The sequence below is a fragment of the Vibrio sp. JC009 genome (genome assembly GCF_029016485.1).
Taxonomy (GTDB): Bacteria; Pseudomonadota; Gammaproteobacteria; order Enterobacterales; family Vibrionaceae; genus Vibrio.
Genome location: NZ_CP092106.1, coordinates 2,830,107 through 2,851,916 on the forward strand (window position 1 = coordinate 2,830,107; position 21,810 = coordinate 2,851,916).

Consider the following 21,810-nt stretch of genomic DNA (forward strand, 5'->3'; position numbering starts at 1 on the left):
AGGCTCTGATTAAGGTCCGATTATCTGTACTTTATATCTTTATCCTACAGCTTTGTCATAGTACCATGACAGATAAACATGTGTAATTCAATTGTATACAACATGTTAATCAAAACTATTATAAGGAGCTGTTATGCCTTGGATTTACGGACTTATCGGTTTATTAGTGGGCGCTATCATAGGTATCATCATTGCCCGCATTAAGACGCCGCAATACAAAAAGCACAAACAAATGCAGCAAGAGCTCGACAAAGCTAAGTTTGAGCTGGAACAACAACGTCAGGAACTGTCAGATCACTTTGCGCAAACGGCTGAAATGCTGGATGTTATTGGCAAAGATTATACTAAGCTGTATCAGCATATGGCCAAGACCTCGAATGAGCTACTTTCGAACCTTCCTGAACAAGACAATCCTTTTACCAAGAAAGTAGCGCACGATGATCTTGAGGAAGAAAAAGAGTCAGAAGTAGGAACACAGCCTAAAGATTATGCCAAGGGTGCGACGGGCCTTCTGAAGCCAGAAGAAAAAGAGATCCTGGAAGCGCCTGAGGCTGTAAAAGCTTAAGCTCAACAAGCCTAAATTTGATTAACTTCAAATTTTTCTGAACTTAGCATTGGTTTTTGAGTCATAACTCTCATGTATGCCCTAGTGACCCTTTGAGCGAACTTTATATATAACAGGGTATAAATGAGAGGAGAATATGATGAAAAAACCTTTGCTTGTATTGACTGCACTTTCTATCAGCTTAAGTTCAATCATCACACCACTACCTGCGACAGCTGCACTGCCTCTGTCAGTAAATAACGAACAACTCCCAAGCCTGGCTCCAATGCTGGATAAAGTCACGCCGGCTGTGGTTAGTATCGCTGTCGAAGGTAAGCAGGTTTCTAAGCAGAGCATTCCGGATGCCTTTAAATACTTCTTTGGCCCGGACTTTCCCACTGAGCAATTAAGAGAAAGGCCATTCAGAGGTCTGGGCTCTGGTGTTGTTATCAATGCTAAAAAAGGCTTTGTGGTCACCAACTATCACGTTATCGATGGCGCAGACAAAATCCGCGTTAAGCTGCATGATGGCAGAGAGCTGAATGCAGAACTAATCGGCGGCGATGAAATGTCTGACATTGCGCTGCTAAAACTGGAAAAAGCAGAAGACCTGACTCAGGTGAAACTGGCTGACTCTGACAAACTGCGTGTCGGTGACTTTACCGTTGCTATCGGCAACCCGTTTGGCCTTGGTCAGACAGTGACCTCAGGTATCGTTTCAGCACTGGGCCGCAGCGGACTGAATATCGAAAACTTCGAGAACTTTATCCAGACCGACGCAGCGATCAACAGCGGTAACTCTGGCGGCGCACTGGTAAACCTTCGTGGCGAACTGATTGGTATCAACACAGCGATCCTTGGCCCTAACGGCGGCAATATCGGTATCGGTTTTGCAATTCCGTCGAATATGATGAAAAACCTGACAGAGCAGATTCTGGAATTTGGTGAAGTGAAGCGCGGCATGCTGGGCGTTCAGGGTGGAGAAATCACTTCTGAACTGGCCAAAGCGCTTGGCTACGAATCCAGTAAAGGGGCATTTATCAGCCAGGTTGTTCCTGACAGCGCTGCGGATAAAGCAGGTCTTCAGGCGGGTGATATTATCACCGGCATCAACGGCCGTGATATTACGACCTTTAGTGAACTGAGAGCGAAAGTTGCCACCCTTGGCGCAGGTAAGAAAATTGAGCTCAGCGTTGTCCGTGATGGTAAGAAGAAGTCCTTCGATGTCACTTTAGGTGAAGCAAGCGAAATCAAAACTCAGGCCAAGAAACTGCATGACGGCCTGACAGGCGCTGAGCTAACCAACACCACTGACAGTGATTCTGTGGAAGGCGTTAAGGTTGCATCGGTAGAGAAAGGTTCCCGTGCCGAAGCATACCAGCTACAGGAAGGTGACATTATTCTTGGTGTTAACCGCCAGCGGGTACGCAACCTTGCTGAACTGAGAAAGATTCTGGAGCAGGAGCCAAGCGTACTGGCAATGAACATCCAGCGCGGTGACAGAACCATTTATCTGGTTGTCAGATAATTTAGTTCCAGAGTACCTCTATACGGAAAGGAAGGCGTTGCCTTCCTTTCTCATTTATTAACCTTATGAATCGTATAAAAATTGCTATCACATTTGTCTAAGTGCTATGCTTACCGACTCTGAGTCTATAGATTGGCACCCAGCATAGAGGACGACATGCTGAACTTTTTTCTGCGTTCGATTGGTTTAGGATTAGCAACTGCCCTGGTTGTACTGCTCGCCGTCCCTTCTTTAAGAACAAATATCAATCTCATTCCCCGGGATATCGTAAACAGAGTTGAAAGCTTTCAGGATGTGGAAGTTTCCTTTAATAATGCTGTACGCCGCGCTGCACCTGCCGTTGTTAATATCTATAGCCGAAAATATACCGCAGAAGATCGTACCAAGCTGAAAACCCAGGGGCTGGGCTCAGGTGTGATTGTCAGTGAGAAAGGCTACATCATCACCAATTTCCACGTAATCGCCAAAGCCGATCAGATCATTGTGGCTCTGCAGGATGGCCGTGTGGCAAACGCACAGTTAGTGGGTAAAGACAGAAGAACGGATATTGCGGTCCTTCGCATTGAAATGGAAAGCCTGCCTGTTATTCCTCTTAATCCGGATTACAGCGGAAAAGTCGGTGATATTGTTCTGGCTATCGGTAACCCGTACAACCTTGGACAAACCACTACCTTCGGTATTATTTCTGCAACCGGACGCTCTTCAATCAGCCTGGACGGCCGACAGTCCTTTATTCAGACCGATGCCGCAATCAACGAAGGCAACTCAGGTGGTGCTCTGGTGAATTCCAGAGGCGAACTTGTCGGCATCAACACCGCCTCTTTCCAGCAGGCTACCGAGCTGGAAACTTACGGTATCTCCTTTGCTATCCCTTACCTTCTGGCAAACCGGATCATGGAAAAGATCATTGCTGACGGCAGAGTAATCCGCGGTTATATCGGCGTCGACGGTCAGGATGTTAACGCCATGACTTCCCGTCTGCTTGGCGGTGACTATACCGGCTCAATTATCGTATTAGGTGTCGATCCTAACGGCCCGGCGGCAAAAGCAGGCTTCCAGAAAAACGACGTAATTCTCACCATTGGCGAGCAGAAGATTAACGGCCGCCAGAGCGTGATGGATCTGGTTACCGACTTAAGACCGGGGACAACGGTAGACTTTGGAATTTTACGGGATGGGGAATTGTTGACGCTTACAGTTACTGTGGCGGAGATGGCGGAATAAAAGCAGGGCTATGGATTTTTAGGCCCTGGACCCTGGGACATCACATGAATTCACTTCCCAGGGCCCAGTTCCCAGGGCCTTAAACTTCTTCTGGCGCTTGAGTTTCAGCAACCTCAATCTCAATCCGGGTCACCCTCTGCAACCCTCTAGGCAACAGACTTCCTCTTCTTCCCCGTTCACCACGGAAGTTTTCCAAGTCCGCAGGTTTCAGGCCGAGTTTGCGTTTGCCGGCGTAAAGCGTCACTGTTGCTCCGGCCGGGATTGCGGCAAGGTGAGAGACAATCTCTTCTCTTGCTTTCGCTTTCGCTGCCGGGATGTTGATGATCTTGTTACCCTTGCCCTTGCTTAGCTGAGGAAGATCTTTAAGCGGGAACATCAGCATTCTGCCCTGGTTGGTGATCGCCAGAATGTCATCCTGTTCGATATTGGCAACCATCTCAGGCTTCATTACCTCTGCGCTCTCCGGCAGGTTAACCAGAGCTTTACCACTGCGGTTCTTCGACAGAAGATCGGCTCCTTTACAGATAAAGCCGTAACCGGCATCGGAGCCCACCAGCCATAGCTGCTCATCTTCACCCATAATCACCTGACGGATCGAGGTGCCTTCTGCAACGTTCAGGCGGCCTGTAATCGGCTCACCCTGGCTACGTGCCGATGGCAGGGTATGGGATTCAAGCGAGTAACTCCGGCCATCAGAACCCATAAACACAGCCTGCTGATTACTCTTACCACGGGCGTGAGCCAGATAGCTGTCACCCGCTTTGTAGTTCAGGCCTTCAGGATCGACTTCATGACCTTTGGCATGACGGATCCAGCCTTTGTCAGAAAGCACAACGGTGATCGCTTCACTTGGTACAAGTTCGCGCTCTGTCAGCGCTTTAGCTTCGCTACGCTCTACCAGTGGCGAGCGGCGATCATCACCATACTTCTCAGCATCTGCCTTGATCTCTTTCTTAAGCAGCGTATTCATACGGCGCTCAGAGCCAAGCAGCAGCTCAAGCTTTTGACGCTCTTTCTCAAGCTCGTCCTGCTCACCGCGGATCTTCATCTCTTCCAGTTTTGCTAAGTGACGAAGTTTAGTGTCCAGAATGGCATCAGCCTGAATTTCCGTAATACCGAAGCGCTCCATCAGCACCGCTTTTGGATCGTCTTCTGTACGGATAATCTCGATGACTTCATCCAGATTAAGGAAGGCCACCAGCAAACCTTCAAGGATATGCAGGCGGGCAAGTACTTTGTCTAAACGGTATTGCAGACGTCTGCGAACCGTTGCTCTGCGGAACTCGATCCACTCAGAAATAATCTGAACCAAGCCTTTAACCTGCGGCCGGTTATCCAGCCCGATCATATTCAGGTTAACACGGAAGTTTTTCTCAAGATCCGTTGAAGCAAACAGGTGATTCATCAAAGGTTCAGCGTCTACACGGTTAGAACGCGGAACGATAACAATACGGGTCGGGTTTTCATGATCCGATTCATCACGCAGATCATCCACCATAGGCAGCTTCTTGGCACGCATCTGGGCTGCGATCTGCTCCAGTAGCTTAGCGCCGGAAACCTGGTGAGGAAGCGCGGTAATAACAATATCCGAGCCTTCTTTGTGCCAGACAGCACGCATTTTCACGCTGCCACGCCCGGTGCGGTAGATCTTCTCAAGCTCTTTTTTAGGCGAGATGATCTCAGCTTCGGTCGGGTAATCCGGCCCCTGAATGAAGTTCATCACATCCGGCAATTCTGCTTTCGGATTGTCGATCAGGTGGATTGCAGCATCAGCCACTTCGCGTACGTTGTGTGGCGGTATATCCGTTGCCATACCAACCGCGATACCCGTTACGCCGTTAAGCAGGATATGCGGAAGACGTGCAGGCAGCATCTGCGGCTCTTTCATTGTGCCGTCAAAGTTTGGCTGCCACTCAATGGTGCCCTGACCAAGCTCACCTAACAGAACTTCTGCAAATTTAGAAAGCTTTGCTTCGGTATAACGCATTGCTGCGAAAGATTTTGGATCGTCCGGTGCACCCCAGTTACCCTGACCGTCTACCAGCGGGTAGCGGTAAGAGAATGGCTGAGCCATCAGCACCATAGCCTCATAACAGGCAGAGTCACCGTGCGGGTGATACTTACCCAGCACATCACCTACGGTACGGGCCGATTTTTTGTATTTTGCCGCAGCGGAAAGGCCCAGCTCCGACATTGCATAAATAATACGTCTCTGTACCGGCTTCAGGCCGTCACCGATATACGGCAGTGCACGGTCCATGATTACGTACATGGAGTAGTTCAGATAAGCGTCTTCTGTAAACTTGCGCAGCGGCAGCTGTTCAACGCCATCAAAAGTAATTTCTGTAGACATCCGTTAAACCTCTGCTAAGTCGCCGTTGGTCTGCAGCCAGTCGCGGCGGTCATCCGCGCGCTTTTTACCCAGCAGCATATCCATCATTTCGTTGGTCAACTCATCGTCATCTATGGTCAGCTGAACCAGACGGCGTGTATTCGGATCCATGGTTGTTTCGCGAAGCTGAAGCGGGTTCATCTCACCCAGACCTTTGAATCGCTGTACATTGATCTTCGCCTTCTTCTTGCTCAGCCTTTCTAAAACGCCGTCTTTCTCTTCATCATCCAGAGCGTAGAAAACCTCTTTACCACAGTCGATGCGGTACAGAGGAGGCATAGCAACATAAACATGCCCGGCCTCTACCAGAGCACGGAAGTGACGGGTAAACAGAGCACAAAGCAGAGTGGCAATGTGAAGACCATCGGAGTCCGCATCGGCAAGGATACAAACTTTACCGTAGCGCAGCTCTTCAAGGTTATCTGAATCCGGGTCGATACCCAGAGCAATAGAAATGTTGTGTACTTCCTGCGAAGCAAGCACCTGATCGGCTGACACTTCCCAGGTATTCAGAATCTTACCGCGCAAAGGCATGATTGCCTGAAACTCACGGTCACGAGCCTGTTTTGCACTGCCACCCGCCGAGTCACCCTCCACCAGGAAGAGTTCGGTACGGTTCAGATCCTGAACAGAGCAGTCGGTTAGTTTGCCCGGAAGCGCCGGACCGGAAGCCACCTTCTTACGCACCACTTTTTTGCTGGCACGCATACGGCGGTGTGCATTGGCAATACACATTTCAGCCATCTGCTCTGCAAGCTGCGGACGTTCATTCAGCCAGAGGCTGAAGGCATCTTTAACCACACCGGAAACAAATGCCGCGCACTGACGGGAAGAGAGGCGCTCTTTGGTCTGACCCGCAAACTGCGGATCCTGCATTTTAATGGAAAGTACGTATGAGCAACGTTCAAAGACGTCATCACCGGTAAGCTTTACACCACGTGGCAGCAGGTTACGGAATTCACAGAACTCGCGCATGGCATCCAAAAGCCCCTGACGCAGACCATTTACATGGGTACCACCAAGCGCCGTCGGAATAAGGTTTACATAACTTTCCGTGATCTGGTCACCACCTTCCGGCTGCCAGATAATCGCCCAGTTAGCCGCTTCGGTTTCTGCCGAAAACTCACCGGTAAAAGGCTCTTCAGGAAGAAGGGTATAACCTTTAACACCTTCTGCCAGATAGTCTTTCAGACCATCTTCGTAATACCACTTATGCTCGTTACCATTTACCTTGTCGCTAAAGGTAATCTCCAGCCCCGGACAAAGAACGGCTTTCGCTCTCAGGTTATTTATCAGCCTGGATACAGAGAAGTTAGCGGAATCAAAATACTGAGCATCCGGCCAGAAATGAACACTGGTACCACGGTTTCTTTTACCACAGGTGCCTGTCACCGTCAGATCGGATACTTTATCACCATGTTCAAAGGCGATTTCATAAACCTGACCATCACGACGGACTGTCACTTCAACTCGTTTGGAAAGGGCGTTTACTACCGAGATACCTACCCCGTGCAAACCACCTGAAAACTGATAGTTTTTATTTGAGAATTTACCACCAGCGTGAAGCTTACACAGTATCAGTTCAACGCCTGATACCTTCTCTTCCGGGTGAATATCGACAGGCATACCACGTCCGTCATCAATCACTTCAAGCGACTGATCGGCGTGTAGAATTACTTGTACCTTGGAAGCATGACCGGCCAGCGCTTCATCGACACTGTTATCGATAACTTCCTGACCCAGATGGTTAGGACGCACTGTATCCGTATACATCCCAGGTCGGCGACGCACTGGCTCAAGACCATTAAGAACCTCAATGGCTCCAGCGTTATATTGTTCAGTCATAATACGGAATTTACTTAAAAAATTTTTGCTGACACATAGTCTGGAACATAGAGGTGGATGTCAAGCGGGAGGCACATATGCAGTACAATTTTATGAAGCATGCCCCTACCGTGATACAGGTCAGAGCTTCAAAAAACTAACAATCTCTTCAGAGTAACGTTCAAAGCCAATAAAACTATGGTCACCATCAGGCTCAACGGTCTGTCTACATTCCTGAAGCTTCTCTACCGCCTGACGGAAATCCAGTACTTCGTCGCCTTCCTGCTGGAGCAACCAGAAGTCATCACAGTTTTGGATGGTTTCTACGTCCAGTGCTCTTAGCTGCTCAACGTGGATATCTTCCAGCAGATACTTTTCACCTGTGTATGGATTTTCCTGCTCACCAAGGTAATCCTTCAGAAGCTCATAGGGCCTAACGGCAGGATTCACTACAACCGCTTTAAAACCATACAGGTGATTCAGCCAGATAGAGAAGTAGCCGCCCAGAGAACTGCCAACCAAACCTATCTGATAGTCATCCTTATATTTCTCAATAAGCTCCAGAAGAAGAGTCCTGGCATCAGACGGAAAGCAAGGCATCTGAGGAACCACAACCTTGATATCCGGACGGTGCTCTGCACAGTACTCCTTCATTACATTCGCTTTGTGCGATAAGGGAGAACTGTTAAAGCCATGAATATAAAGTAGTAATGCTGGCTTGCTCATTAGTAACCACCAGCATTGAAATCAGGGAAGAACTCGCTACCTTCCAGCCTGTGCACCTGAGCTTTCAGTGTTCCGTCTTCAAACAGCTCGAATGTTCTCCAGCCCGGAGACTGCGCATCCAGAGCAAAGTCCTGCGAATCAGGTTTAAACTGAACACAGGTTGAAGGGGTAGTGATAACACGTACGCCATGATGTTTTTCATCAAAGGCCTGGTGAACATGCCCGCAAACGGCAGCCCGGACATTATTATGCTTCTTAACCACTTCCCAGAAGCTTTCTGCATGATAAAGCGTATGCTGATCAAGCCAGGCACTGCCAACCAGCACAGGATGGTGGTGCAGCAAGATTAGTGTGTGACGTTCCGGGTGCTTTGCTAACTTTTCATCCAGAAGAGCAAGTTGTTGTCCGTTCAGACGGCCATGAGGAACGCCTGCTACCTGACTGTCCAGCGAGATGATCTGCCAGAAATCTCCGGCCAGAACATGTGGCTCAGAGAAAATCTGATCCGATGGTAGAACGCTTTTCATATTGGGCTTAAAGTCGTGATTTCCCGGCAGCCACAGGCACGGCTTCTCTAAACAAGAGATCTCCTGCTCAAACCGGCAATAGGACTTAGCGGTGTGATCCTGAGAGATATCACCGGTCGCCAATATTGCGTCAAATTCTGTATTTCTGTTTTTAACCTCACTCACAACAGCACGAAAACTATCTAAAGTATTCACACTCAACAGGCACCCGTCCTGTATGGAAAACAGGTGAGTATCTGTCAGCTGCAATAGTTTTATACTATTTCTTTCTGAGGTTGTTGATAATTTCACAACTGATACCTGATTTTAAATTCTTTTGCTTATTCCCATGCTCACGTGGCTTATCAAAATACGGGGGCGCGACTAATCCCATGTCTCAGACAAAATGTCAGCCAGTCACTTAAAAACTGGTTCAACTGAAATTTCTCATCTTTTTGCATCATTTTGTCATTTGGATAGTCATAGCGAGCTTTTACTCTTGAGATCTGTTCGCTCGCACACACTTCAGCTACCCGCGCATCGTGATAAAGCCTTACTGTCATTTTAGGCAATGGAAAAACAGGCTGCTCATTACATTGGCTAACATCAATTACTGTTGTGTATTTTGTGATTTCACTCACTTCTAATTGATAAGCCATACTGGCAACCTGGTATGAACGCACATCCCCGACACTTGGCCTGGTCGGTAGCAAAGCATTGAGTTTCGCATAATTTGTTTCGTATACACGCATTAGTTCTGCGAGATCAACGTGATACGGTTTGCCAGTACTTATTTCAGCCATCGGGATTGTAGTTCTTTATAATTCAGCTCCAACCATTGCAACGCAATAATTGAGGCACCGTTCTCAATTTTACCGTCTGCAATCATACGAAATGCGACCTGACGGCTAACAACCTGAACACGAATATCTTCATTCTCGTAGTCCAGACCATGGATTCCACCTGCATTTGATGCATCAACCTGGCCTACATATACGTCCAGTTTTTCAGAGCACCCACCCGCTGAAGGGTAGTAGCTAGTCACTTTAGTCAGTTCTCCAACCTCAACGCCAGCCTCTTCCATCGCTTCGCGACGGACAAGCTCTTCCGGAGACTCATCGGCATCCATAATTCCTGCAACAATCTCTATCTGCCACGGCTGCTCCTGCTCCAGGCAGCCGACCCTGACCTGCTCAATCAGAACCACTTCATCGGATACAGGATCGTACGGCAGCATTGCGGCTGCGTGTCCGCGTATAAATAATTCGCGCTCTACCGGCTCACTCCAGCCACCTTCGAACAGTTTATGCCTGAAGCGGTACTTAACCATTTCAAAAAAGCCCTTAAAAAGCGTCTCTTTCGACAGAATTTCTACGTCTTTGGTTGTAAACTTTTGCTTCATGCTCTCATATGTCCTTAGTGCAAGAGGATTCCTGCGCTCTATTTTAATCTTAGTCAATAAGATTGACCAATGATAATGCTCAACTTTTTCAATAAGCCTTAAATAATAGTTTAAATCTCAAAAAATATATTGCACAATTGGATAATTAAATGTAAAAAAGCGCAAAGATTCGAGCAATTTTCCTACAAGTTAGGTTAAACTCTTGATGGTCAACCAAGTTAACAAGGCGGGACAAGCCAAAATGAAAAAAATGCTTCCACTAATGATCAGCATGACTCTAGGTAGTGTATCTACTTTCGCAACTGCTGATGATTTAGCTCAGATTTACGATCTTGCAAAAGAAAACGATCCAACTCTTCTTCGTTCTGCAGCAGAGCGTGATGCTGCGTTTGAAGCCATTGAACAAAGCCGCAGTACTTTTCTGCCGCAGGTTAACTTAACGGCAAGTTATGATATTAACCGCACCGATTATAGCAGTGAGTCAGTATCAACAGATAACAATTCCTTCACTGCAGGTATCGGGTTTACTCAGGAGCTGTACAAACGCTCAAGCTGGCTTAACCTTGATCAGTCAGAGAAAAGTGCTCGCCAGGCTGATGCCGCTTATGCCGCAGAACAGCAAAGCCTGATCCTTCGGGTTGCAACTGCCTACTTCGAAGTGCTGAGAGCTCAGGACAGCCTTGAGTTTGTTCGCGCTGAAAAAGCAGCCGTTGCCCGTCAGCTTGAGCAGACAAAGCAACGCTTCGAGGTTGGTCTTTCAGCAATAACTGACGTACACGATGCCCAGGCTCAGTTCGATAGCGTACTGGCAAGCGAAGTCGTCAGTGAAAACTCTCTTATCAACAGCTATGAGTCTCTGCGTGAAATCACAGGTCAGGAGCATACCGACCTGAATATTCTGGATACAGAAAGTTTCAGCGCGGCACGTCTTTCAGAAACGCCGGAAGCGCTGCTTGAGCAAGCACAGACGCAAAACCTGACCCTTCTTTCTGCCCGAATTTCTCAGGACATTGCGCGTGACAATATTGAGCTGGCAAGCTCTGGCCGACTTCCTTCTCTGACCCTTGACGGCTCATACGGCCTTCTGGACAGAACAGATGAAAGTGGCAACAACACGGATGTCGATTACAACTCTTTCAACCTCGGTCTGAACTTCTCAATGCCTCTGTATACCGGCGGTAATATCAACTCACAGGTAAAACAGGCTCAGTTCAACTATGTTGCGGTAAGTGAAAGTCTTGAAGCCAGTTACCGTGGTGTTGTAACAACAGTTCGCAGCTCTTACAACAACGTAAACGCAAGCATCGGCACAATCAAAGCTTACGAGCAGTCTGTAATCTCAGCAAAATCAGCACTTGAAGCAACGGAAGCAGGCTTTGATGTGGGTACTCGTACCATCGTTGACGTACTGGACTCAACCCGTAGCCTTTACGACGCAAACCGTAACCTTTCAAATGCACGCTACGACTATCTGATCAGCATTCTGAACCTTCGTCAGGCGGTTGGTACGCTTAGCGAGCAGGATGTTATGGATATTAATGCGGGGTTGAAGGCGCAGGGGTAACAGGTTGCAGGTTGCAGGTTGCAGGCTGACTCTCATACACAAATATTAAAGTGGCCTGAGAACGGTTCTCCCCCTTTAGTGAAAAAGCCTAACTGGTTGATAAAGCTAATAGAAGGGGGAGTTAGAGGGGGTTGGTTATGCCATGCATGGTTAAACCACCAAAACTTAAACCCATGAGAAACAACCCCTCCCAGCCTCCCCTTCGATGTTACTTTTTCGAAAATCCGGCCTTTCGAGGCTAAGGGGAGGAGCATTCTTTGGCTCCTTAAACTTGTGTATAAGAGTCAGGGTTGCAGGTTGCAGGTTGCAGGTTGCAGGTTGCAGGTTGCAGGTTGCAGGTTGCAGGTTGCAGGTTGCAGGTTGCAGAATTAAAAAGGCTTGAGATATAAATCTCAAGCCTTTTTTATGGGAAAACCTGCATTTACCCTGTAACCTGTAGGGCAAAGCCCGTCCTGTCACCTGTAACCTTTACTAACCTTTCCCACCCTTAATCGTATTAATAATTTCCGTAGTAGAAACCCCTTCCTCAAAGTTTAGTACCCGTACTTCACCACCCGCTGCGATCACTTCTTCGCCGCCGGCGATTTCTTCCGGTTTGTAGTCGCCACCTTTAACTAAAAGGCTTGGTAGTACTTCTGAGATTAAACGCTGTGGTGTCTCTTCGTTGAAAGGTACAACCCAGTCAACGGCACCTAAACCAGCCAGAACAGCCATGCGGCGGTCTGTCGGGTTTACCGGGCGTCCGGGGCCTTTAAGCATTTTTACTGACTCGTCAGTGTTAACTGCAACAATCAGACGGTCACCAAGCTCAGCGGCGTGGTTCAGATAAGAAACATGTCCGGCGTGGAGGATGTCGAAACAACCGTTGGTCATTACTACTTTCTCGCCTTTGGCTCTGGCTTTCTTCACCGCTTCAATCAAAGCAGGCTCTGAGATAATTCCGTAATCAGTGTCCTGACCACCATGAACCGCTTCAGCAAGCTCAACCTCAGATACGGTGGAAGTACCCAGTTTACCAACGACAACACCAGCCGCTGCATTTGCAAGAGCACAAGCCTGGTCAAGTGGCTTTCCTGCCGCTACTGAAGCCGCCAGAACAGAGATAACCGTATCACCGGCACCAGTCACATCGTAAACCTCTTTCGCCTGCGTAGGCAGGTGGAAAGGCTTCTCTCCCTTGCGAAGAAGAGTCATACCGTTCTCACTTCGGGTGACAAGCAGAGCTTCAAAGTCATAGGTATCGATCAGCTCAAGACCTTTCTGAACCAGCTCCTCTTCATCTTTAATCTTACCAGCGACCAGTTCAAATTCCGCCATATTTGGCGTCAGAAGCGTGGCACCACGGTAGCGCTCAAAGTCAGCGCCTTTCGGGTCGATAAATACAGGAACACCTGCAGCACGAGCCTTCTGAATCATCACCTGAACATGCTCCAGGCCACCTTTGGCATAATCCGACAGCACGACGGATTTAATTTCAGGCAGAACCTTATCCATACGGGATAAAATCAGCTCTGCATCGGTATTCTCAAACTTATCTTCAAAGTCCAGACGGATAAGCTGCTGTCCGCGGCTCATCACTCTTAGCTTTGTTATTGTCGGGTAGTCCGGTAGGGCGACAAAGTCACAGTTAACTTTTAAAGAAGTCAGTGTGTTAGTCAGAACTTTTGCCGGCTCATCTTCACCAACCAGACCAATGATATTTGCCTTTCCGCCCAGTGCAGCTATGTTCATTGCTACGTTTGCAGCACCACCCGGACGTTCTTCATTCTCTTCTACTTTAACAACAGGAACCGGAGCTTCTGGAGAGATACGCCCCGTCGGGCCATACCAGTATCTGTCCAGCATCACATCACCAATAATTAATACACCTGCATTTTCATATTCAGGTAGGCTCGGTTTCATAAAATTCTCCAATAATTAAAGCTAACGCGAGTTTAGCACAGGGCTTATCCTGCCTAAACCGTTTCGCCCAGCCATTTTTCCCAGTTTTTACGTACACAGTCGCGTTCATCTGCAAATCTCGACTCATCCACATCTGCATCCTGATTTAACAAATTGCGGTGGTGAATCTCATCGCGCAAACTTGTATAAGAATCCGTCAGTTCCTTAGCTTCAGAATCAGAAATAATCCCCTGCTGCATCAGTGATTCGAAAACCCTGACATTATCTGACCAGCGAGTGAGTTCCGGATGCTTAGCGCTGTAGTTAAGGACAAGATACTGAGCAATAAATTCAATATCTGTGATACCTCCGGGGTCTTGTTTGAGCATAAAGCGGCCGGATTTTTTACCACCAAGATGCTCACGCATTTTTTCGCGCATCCCGGTTACTTCTTTTTTCAGGGCTTCCTGATCCCGTTCGCGGCACAGAACACGCTTACGGATATCATCAAAAGCGCTAACCAGTGGCTCATCACCAAAGATAACCCGGGTCCGGGTCAGGGCCTGATGTTCCCATGTCCAGGCTTCATTGTGCTGATACTCCTCAAACGCATCCGTCGGGCTCACCAGCAATCCGGATGCACCGGAAGGTCTTAAGCGGGTATCCACTTCATACAAAATACCTGACGCTGTTCTGGATGAGAAAATATGAATAATTCTCTGAGCAAGGCGCAGATAAAACTGACGTCCGTCAATCTCCTTTTTGCCGTCGGTGTAGACGTGTACCGGGCAGTCATGCATAAAGACAATATCCAGGTCGGAATTGTAGCCAAGCTCCCAGCCGCCAACCTTGCCGTAACCAATAACAGCAAAACCTTTTCCGTCTCTGTCTTTCAGGTGAGTGGGTTCACCATATTTCTCAGAAAGCTGCAGCCACGCCTGATGTACCACAGCATCAACAATCGCCTCAGCCAGATAAGTTAAGTGATCACTCACTTTCATGACCGGCAGGACGCCTGCGATATCTGCTGCAGCAATACGCAGAATACAAGTCTGCTTAAACTGCCTGAGCGCTTCCATCTGCTGCTCCATATCATCTTCCGGAATACGGGCGAGATAGTCTCTGAGCTCACTCTTATAAGAAGAGAGAGGCACCGGATTGTACAGATGTTGCGGGTCCAGCAGCTCATCAAGCAATATAGGATATCTTCCTAATTGCTCTGAAAGCATCGGGCTTGCGGTGCAGAGGCGAACCAGCTGCTTTAATGCCGCCGGGTGTTCATCAAGCAATTCCAGATAAGTGGTTCTGGTCAGAATCTTATGCAGAAGATGCAGCACTCTTGGCAGGCCATATTTGGCATCCTGATGCGCATAGATTGCCTGAAAAATCTTAGGCATCAGTCTGTTAAGCACCTCCCGGCCGCGAGGGCCAAGGGTTTTCTTTGCTGTATCAGATTTAAACTGACGGATTGTTGCCGCATCGCCTTCAACATCAGCAACATTCAGATCTTCCTGCAGCACATGTTCGATAACCTCATCTTTATCGACCATATCCCACAACTCGGAAAAGTGCTTTTCTACCGGCGCGGACTCTTCTTCCTCTTCTCCAATCAGATCCTCAAACACAGCATGGACTCTGGCCATATGCCCCTGAGTCTGACTCAACAGTGCGTCCCAGGAAACTTCATCCATCGCAACAGCCAGTTTTTCTCGTTCGGCATCATTGTCAGGCAGAGTTTGAGTCTGCTTGTCTGCCATAGCCTGGATCAGGTTTTCAAGTCGTCTCAGGTAACGGTAAGCGGACTCCAGATCATCCACTTCTTCCGCCCCAAGAAGGCCAAGTTCTTTGATAGCGTCAAGCGTTTCCAGCAAACCCCGCTTGCGCAGGCTCGGTTCACGCCCGCCACGCACAAGCTGAAATACCTGAGCGATAAACTCCACTTCCCGGATGCCACCGGCACCCAGCTTGATATTGTTTGTCAGCCCTCTGCGCCTTACCTCACTGGAGATCATGGACTTCATGCGCCGCAGGGCCTGAATCGCACTGAAATCGATATAACGGCGGAACACAAACGGCCGGAGCATTTGTCTCAGCTCCTGGTAGCGGGGATACATCTCCCTGCCCATCACCCGGGCTTTCACCATGGCGTAGCGTTCCCAGTCACGCCCCTGCTCCTGATAATAATCTTCAAGGGCGGCAAAGCTCATCACCAGAGGGCCACTGTCACCAAAAGGACGTAAGCGAAGATCAACCCGGTAGCAGAAGCCGTCTACCGTCTGCTGGTCCAGCGCCTTAATGATTCTCTGACCTAAGCGGGTAAAGAACTGGGCATTGGCAATACTTCTGCGTGCCCCCTGCGTTTCACCATTTTCTGCATAGGTAAAGATAAGGTCGATATCCGAAGAAAAGTTAAGCTCACCGCCACCCAGTTTCCCCATACCGATGATAAGCATTGGCTGAGCTTCACCCTCTGCATTGCAAGGTGTTCCCCACTCCTTACAGCAGGCATCATACTGCCATTCATAGGCTTCAAAGATCATGGCTTCAGCAAGCAGGGAAACATGACTCAGGCTCTCTTCCAGCGTCCAGCTGTTTAAAAAGTCACGCCAGGCAATAATGGTCATCTCCTGTCTTCTGAACTGGCGGAGTACCTTATGTCCCTGATTTTCATCGCTGCACTGAAAAAGCTTCTCTTTTAACTCCTCCCGGTAGCCACAGGCTCTGTCGCTCTTTTCCAGTAATTGCGGCAGCTTCGCGCATAGCTCTTCATCGCGCAGCAGAGAATCCTGCACAAACTCACTTAAAGCCAGCACACGGAACAGGTCCTGTTTTACTGACTCAGGCCACTGCTGAATCGCCTCTTTGATGGTGTCTGAAAATCGCTCATAAGCTTTGTCAGCTTCAAGCTGAAGCTGCTCACTGATGGGTTGCATATCTCGTCCTTGCGCAAAAGCTGTCGTTTTCCCTACTCTAACAATAAAAAACGCCCACTAAAATTTTAGCGGGCGTTTGTTTTCTATAAATTTTTAAATGATTGAACTAGATCTTGAATGACTGAATCTTACCATCCAGCTCTTCAGCATTGGCCTGCATCATTTCAGAGGTTTCAAGCAGCTCTGTTACTACCACTACAGAAGCTTCCACCAGCTCACGTACATTAGACAGATTCTGGTTCATCTCATCTGCCACGCTACTCTGCTCATCCGCCGCAGTCGCTATCTGGAAGTTCATATCATTAATATTGCTTACCTGCAGAACGATACCATCCAGTTCAGAACCTGCATTGGTTACCAGCTCAACACCATCGGCAGCTTCAACCACACTTTTCTCCATCAGCTCTACCGCTGAGTTCGCGCTTTCCTGAAGCTGGCTGATCATATCCTGAATCTCAACCGTGGCGTTCTGAGTTCTCTGGGCAAGGTTACGCACTTCATCCGCGACCACTGCAAAGCCTCGTCCGGCTTCACCTGCACGAGCAGCCTCAATTGCAGCGTTAAGCGCCAGCAGGTTAGTCTGTTCAGAGATTCCCTGAATCGTACCGACAACGCTGCCGATAGCTTCAACGCGCTCTTCAACCTGGTTTACCGCTCCCGCAGACTTGGAAATATCACCGGACAGCTCATTCATTTTACCAACCGTATCCTGAACAAAACGCTGGCCTGAACGAGCCTGTTCAGAAGCCTGCTCTGTAACGCTGGAAGCACTCCGGGCATGCTCTGCAACCGTCTGGACCGTTGAAGTCATTTCACTCATAGCCGATGCAAGCTGATCAATTTCAGCAAACTCTTCTTGTGCAGACTCTTTTGTCTCAGACATACTGATGGTCATCACTTCGGTCAGAGCCGACAGTTCATCGGATGTGGAGACCTGAGCTTTAATCACGTCCTGAAGCTGAGCTCGGGTTTTCTCCAGCTCACGGGCCAGATCCCCGTATTCATCCTTACAGTTAAGCTCGACAGGCTCCGCTAAATTTTTGTCAGCCATTGTTTTGATGCTGTCCAGTATAAACTGAGTCTGGCGAAGCATAGTCCTGGCTGCGCCCATCAAAATCACTACAAAAACAATGATCATTAGTACTGTCTGCCAGATAACATGCGTGATGTACGCCTCATAATGCTCTTCAGCACGCTTAGTACTTTCTGAAGACACAAGAACCCAATTTGCACCCTTTACTCTGGTTGCGTGTTCAAATCTATCGCCACTAGCCAGCTCATAAGCAAGCTCACCCGATAATCCTTTGATCAACTGAGAAACCGTTTTACCCGCATCGGTGTCATCGGTAAGAGCACTTACCCTTTTCGCTTTCGGGTGCCCCAGAACTTTACCTGTATCCAGTTCAATAAGGTACGCATAGCTATTACTGTCGCCTTGCTTTGCGATAACGCCAAAGGCGAACTCCGCATTTTCTGAGCCGTCAACACCATCACGAATACTGGATTGAAGAATAGTCGCCAGAATGCCGGCTTCAGCTCGCGATGTTTCCATCACTTGTTCTTTCTGGATTGATACAAGCGACGAATAAAGCGTATTGGCGTCCCACAGCTGCTTACCTACGATAAAGATGGTACTGAACACCATCAATACCAGCAGTTTAGGAACCAGCCTGATATCCGTAATAACCCTTTCCCATGGCTTAATTGATAAACTTGCCATTTAATAAACTCCACGTAATTTGTGAGTAAGAGACTAAGTGCTTATTGCAGTTATTTTCTTCTCTTGCAGCGTTTTATTATAGCCTGTAGAGAAATGTCTCTAATTATTTCGAGCCTCGTATGAAAAAAAGATAATAACAAAACTGGGCTCATCCAATAGAACTAATGGCGATTTAGTTACCACTTTTATCAGTATTTGTGATCTCGTAAATGTTGTTCTGGTTAATTATTGCAACCCCATGAATAACTGTTATCGACCTGGATCTGAATTTCTGGAATTTATTTTGTGATAATGCCGCCAAGGTCACACTGGTGTAGTTAACGGGTAATAAAGCCCCGTAAATAGCAGCAGACCATCAATTGAGCCATACAGAAAACTTAGCGCTTATTAAAAAAGCCAGACACATTGTCTGGCTTTTTCTGCAAAAAATATAGCTGCTATATTTCTACTGTCTGAGCCAATATGGCTGGGCTTCCACACACATGTTTCTGGTCTGCTCCATAGCATGAAGAATAGAAGACTCCTGGCGAGACAGCCATCTTTCCAACTGATTTTTCTCATCACCCTCAAGCTGATCCACATATTTCTGTAGCGGACCAAGCGTAAGAAGATCATCGATGCCCTGATAAAGATCGGCCCATGGAAGCCTGAAAGCATTTCGCTGGCCAATATCATAGATAGAGGCAAAGCAGACACCGGTGTACAGATTTCTCATCAGACGGTACTGCTGATCGATATACTCCTGGCGGGAAAGATCCTGCTCGGTTGGGAAAGCTTCGATAAGTTCAGCCCAGGTTCGGTCAAGCTGCTTTTCTGAAAAACGGCGAATCGGCTTAGCCATCTTTTCTCTGGCTTTATCATCCAGAAACGGCTGCCAGCCTCTTGCCAGTATCCAGCGACTAAGGTCAAGCAGCAAGCCGGTGTAACGAGCAGACTGTAGAAGATCCAGAGTTTCTTCTCTGTCCGGAAGGGCTTCCCGCTCGTCGTTTAAGTGTTTTACCAGCCATTTACGCGCATCAAGCTTACGCAGCGCATGCCCTTTGTCTTCACACAGATCATCGATGTAATCTGCATCTTTAAGCCAGTGCAACTCTTCATCCAGCCACTTAAGCTCCTGCCGGAGAATCGCACTTGCGCGCCTTGGTACAATGCCACCAAACACTGTCAGAGTCTGTCTGATAAAGGAGATGGAATTACCAATTTCATGCAACGCAGACAAAGAGGGACGTTCAAAAAATATCTGCTCATGGTAATGCCAGTGAGCAAGTGCGTGCTCCAAAGATTTCACAAAGCAGGCCTCAACAGAATCTTTTTCCCTGGTATCCACAAGAGCAAGAGACTTAACCTTATCGCCTCTGTGTCCCTGAGCCAGTCTGTAACCTCGTGCAGCCTTACTCAGATTCCCAAGACGCATACCGCCGCCTTCACTGATAGAGCGCGCCAGAGTAAACAGAGCTTCTGTCTGGCCTGACTTAAGTTCCAGCTCCACTTCACAGATAGGCTCTTCTTTATCGTCAGCAACAACAGCGCCCAGATCAAAAGCAACCTCGATCTGACTGCCGTCAGGCATGCCGACCAGCCACTGTTCTCTGGTGAAATTGGTTGAAAAGATGGGAATCAGTTCCCCCTGAAGCTTAGCCACTGACTTACCGTCTGGCCAAATCTCTTCCGGGTGAAGGGTAAGCTCAGGTTCATTGCTTGTGTGTTCAGCATTGAACTCTGGTCTTTGATGCAGGCCGGCAACTACGCGACCTGATGTTTTAACTGTTTGAACGAAAACGTCATCAAACCGTCGAATACGTAAGCCGATATCGTGCTGACGCAACCAGTTGTCCGGAGTGTCAAAATAGGTGTTCCCTAACTCTCTGCAACTGTTCTGAAGAATTTTAGTTTCTGTGATTTTTTCTTTTAATTTTTCCGAAAAATCTGGCGATACAAAAAACTTCAGCTCTATCTCGGTTTCCATAGTTGTCCCTTAGTAACAAGATAGTGACAGGATATTGCCTATTAAGATTAACAGCAAGCAACAAATCCCCATCAATGAATGATCTAAGTCAGCTTTCGGCACCAATTCTGAACGCAGATACTCCAGGACCGAAAAAAGCCTGTTTTTTGGAGCAAGAGCAAGCTATCCAGCCTCGAAATATTGTTAGAAGAATGTCAGATTTGACTCAAAACCGCATAAAGCGCAGATTTGAATGGCTCTTTAGTTGCAGGGGCTTAAGAAACTTCTTACTATTCGGTTCATGAATTTGTTTATTAAAGACTACAATTAACTCAGGGCAAGTTAACGCCCTCAGATGATAGTCTTTGTCTCAATAGAAGAATTTGTTAAGGGACTTACCGTGAAAAAATTATTCACTTTGGTTTTGTGCACACTACTCGCAACACCAAGTGCTTTTGCTGCACAACGCTATATCGCAGATAACCTGTTTACTTACATGCATTCAGGACCGAGCAACCAGTTTAGAATTATCGGCAGCGTAAATGCCGGCGATAAGGTTAACCTGGTTAATGTGAACAAGGATACGGGTTACAGCGAAGTTGTTGACTCAAAAGGCCGTAAAGGCTGGGTAGAGAGCAAGTTTGTTACTCGTCAGGCAAGTATGGCGGTTCGCCTTCCGAAGCTTGAAAAAGAGCTGGCAGAAGTTAAGGCAAAACTGGCCAATGCTGAGAAGAGTGCCAATCAGGAGCAAGCCGGTCTGATTGAATCTCTGGATATCCGAAACAAGCAGATTGCTGAGCTGGAAGCAAACTACAGCGACATCAGCCAGAAGCTGACTGAGTCTCAGAAAGATGTTCGTGAACTGCGTGCCCGTCTTGATACGCAAAAAGAAGATCTTCTGCTGAAATACTTTATGTATGGCGGCGGTGTTGCAGGTATCGGTCTGCTGTTTGGACTTATCCTTCCACACATCATTCCTCGCCGTAAAAAGTCACCAAATGGCTGGGCGTAAAAATTGTTTTACTGAAAAGAGCCGCGAGGCTCTTTTCTTTTTTATCCTTCCCACTCGTAAAGCGCCGGAATCTCTACCTGCTGACCATTAAAGGCGATAACGATATTACGTGGTGAAATCGAAATCAGCTGAATGCTTGTGTCAAGCCACTCTCCTTCACTCAGCTCCTTATCATTAATCTTGACCCATCTGCGCTTGGAGTCGGAGGCATACATATGTGTTTGCAGGTTCAGAGCCGGTAGTTGTCCTGCGTACTTCTTCAAATTCTCAGTTAGCTTTTCTGGTTTTGGTGCATCCTGTTCACCCAAACCAGATGTGGCGCTATCTTCCTCAAAGGCATTCTGCACCCGCTTGGCAAGCTCAGGTGAAAGCTCACTTAGATCCAAAGAATCTAAATCCAGCTCTTTCGCCCTTTTGCTTTCAGACCCCACCACTTGCTGAGGCACCGGCTCCTCCTGAATAACTTGCGCGGTTACCTCCTGCGCCACTGTATCGTCGGCCTTATTTCTGACAACAGGCTGTAACTCACCAAACTGCGGGTAATCCAGGCTTATAACCCGTACATCAGGATCTTGCAAAGCTGAGCTCTCTTCCGCTACCAACCCCATA

General features: G+C 47.9%; 16 protein-coding genes. 5 read left to right on the top strand and 11 right to left on the bottom strand.

Annotation, left to right across the window (positions count from 1 at the left end):
- Positions 1-133: 133 nt before the first annotated feature.
- The 3 genes from zapG to degS all read left to right on the top strand — a co-directional run bounded on the left by zapG (position 134) and on the right by degS (position 3,296).
- A complete protein-coding gene (zapG, locus tag L3Q72_RS12605) occupies positions 134-565 on the top strand; it encodes a Z-ring associated protein ZapG (RefSeq protein ID WP_275130289.1) in 432 nt (143 codons plus the stop codon).
- A gap of 139 nt (positions 566-704) precedes the next feature.
- The gene (locus L3Q72_RS12610; protein ID WP_275130290.1) at positions 705-2,072 is read left to right on the top strand and encodes a Do family serine endopeptidase; all 1,368 of its coding nucleotides are present in this window, start codon (positions 705-707) and stop codon (positions 2,070-2,072) included.
- A gap of 156 nt (positions 2,073-2,228) precedes the next feature.
- Positions 2,229-3,296 carry an outer membrane-stress sensor serine endopeptidase DegS gene (gene degS / locus L3Q72_RS12615; protein ID WP_275130291.1) on the top strand — a complete coding sequence of 356 codons (1,068 nt, stop codon included), beginning with the start codon at positions 2,229-2,231 and terminating at the stop codon, positions 3,294-3,296.
- 79 nt (positions 3,297-3,375) lie between these two features.
- Here degS and parC read toward each other — a convergent pair whose 3' ends face one another.
- The 6 genes from parC to nudF form a co-directional block, all read right to left on the bottom strand.
- Positions 3,376-5,649, bottom strand: a complete 2,274-nt coding sequence (gene parC / locus L3Q72_RS12620) for a DNA topoisomerase IV subunit A (protein ID WP_275130292.1) — start codon at positions 5,647-5,649, stop codon at positions 3,376-3,378.
- A gap of 3 nt (positions 5,650-5,652) precedes the next feature.
- On the bottom strand, positions 5,653-7,533 hold the full coding sequence (gene parE / locus L3Q72_RS12625; RefSeq protein ID WP_275130293.1) for a DNA topoisomerase IV subunit B: 1,881 nt from the start codon (positions 7,531-7,533) through the stop codon (positions 5,653-5,655).
- Positions 7,534-7,653: 120 nt separating this feature from the next.
- Complete coding sequence (gene yqiA, locus L3Q72_RS12630; protein ID WP_275130294.1) at positions 7,654-8,238, bottom strand: esterase YqiA; 585 nt, start codon at positions 8,236-8,238, stop codon at positions 7,654-7,656.
- Positions 8,238-9,056, bottom strand: coding sequence for a 3',5'-cyclic-AMP phosphodiesterase (gene cpdA, locus L3Q72_RS12635; protein WP_275130295.1), 819 nt, complete (start codon positions 9,054-9,056; stop codon positions 8,238-8,240). The genes yqiA and cpdA overlap by 1 nt, the downstream gene beginning before the upstream one ends.
- A gap of 53 nt (positions 9,057-9,109) precedes the next feature.
- Positions 9,110-9,547, bottom strand: a complete 438-nt coding sequence (locus L3Q72_RS12640) for a DUF1249 family protein (RefSeq protein ID WP_275130296.1) — start codon at positions 9,545-9,547, stop codon at positions 9,110-9,112.
- Positions 9,535-10,146 carry an ADP-ribose diphosphatase gene (gene nudF, locus L3Q72_RS12645; RefSeq protein WP_275130297.1) on the bottom strand — a complete coding sequence of 204 codons (612 nt, stop codon included), beginning with the start codon at positions 10,144-10,146 and terminating at the stop codon, positions 9,535-9,537. The genes L3Q72_RS12640 and nudF overlap by 13 nt, the downstream gene beginning before the upstream one ends.
- 241 nt (positions 10,147-10,387) lie before the next feature.
- Here nudF and tolC point away from each other — a divergent pair, with 241 nt between their 5' ends.
- Positions 10,388-11,710, top strand: coding sequence for an outer membrane channel protein TolC (gene tolC / locus L3Q72_RS12650; protein WP_275130298.1), 1,323 nt, complete (start codon positions 10,388-10,390; stop codon positions 11,708-11,710).
- 471 nt (positions 11,711-12,181) lie between these two features.
- Here tolC and hldE read toward each other — a convergent pair whose 3' ends face one another.
- The 4 genes from hldE to L3Q72_RS12670 form a co-directional block, all read right to left on the bottom strand.
- Complete coding sequence (gene hldE, locus L3Q72_RS12655; protein ID WP_275130299.1) at positions 12,182-13,612, bottom strand: bifunctional D-glycero-beta-D-manno-heptose-7-phosphate kinase/D-glycero-beta-D-manno-heptose 1-phosphate adenylyltransferase HldE; 1,431 nt, start codon at positions 13,610-13,612, stop codon at positions 12,182-12,184.
- A 53-nt stretch (positions 13,613-13,665) separates the two neighbouring features.
- Positions 13,666-16,524 (bottom strand): bifunctional [glutamate--ammonia ligase]-adenylyl-L-tyrosine phosphorylase/[glutamate--ammonia-ligase] adenylyltransferase, encoded by a 2,859-nt coding sequence (gene glnE, locus L3Q72_RS12660; protein WP_275130300.1) that lies wholly within the window; start codon positions 16,522-16,524, stop codon positions 13,666-13,668.
- Between the two features lie 106 nt (positions 16,525-16,630).
- Complete coding sequence (locus tag L3Q72_RS12665) at positions 16,631-18,244, bottom strand: methyl-accepting chemotaxis protein (RefSeq protein WP_275130301.1); 1,614 nt, start codon at positions 18,242-18,244, stop codon at positions 16,631-16,633.
- Positions 18,245-18,689: 445 nt separating this feature from the next.
- Positions 18,690-20,210, bottom strand: coding sequence for an inorganic triphosphatase (locus tag L3Q72_RS12670; RefSeq protein WP_275130302.1), 1,521 nt, complete (start codon positions 20,208-20,210; stop codon positions 18,690-18,692).
- A gap of 379 nt (positions 20,211-20,589) precedes the next feature.
- Between L3Q72_RS12670 and L3Q72_RS12675 the strand changes: the two genes are divergently transcribed.
- Positions 20,590-21,201, top strand: a complete 612-nt coding sequence (locus L3Q72_RS12675) for a TIGR04211 family SH3 domain-containing protein (protein ID WP_275130303.1) — start codon at positions 20,590-20,592, stop codon at positions 21,199-21,201.
- A 41-nt stretch (positions 21,202-21,242) separates the two neighbouring features.
- Here the strand turns inward: L3Q72_RS12675 and L3Q72_RS12680 are convergent, their stop codons facing one another.
- The gene (locus L3Q72_RS12680; RefSeq protein WP_275132106.1) at positions 21,243-21,809 is read right to left on the bottom strand and encodes a general secretion pathway protein GspB; all 567 of its coding nucleotides are present in this window, start codon (positions 21,807-21,809) and stop codon (positions 21,243-21,245) included.
- Position 21,810 lies beyond the last annotated feature (1 nt).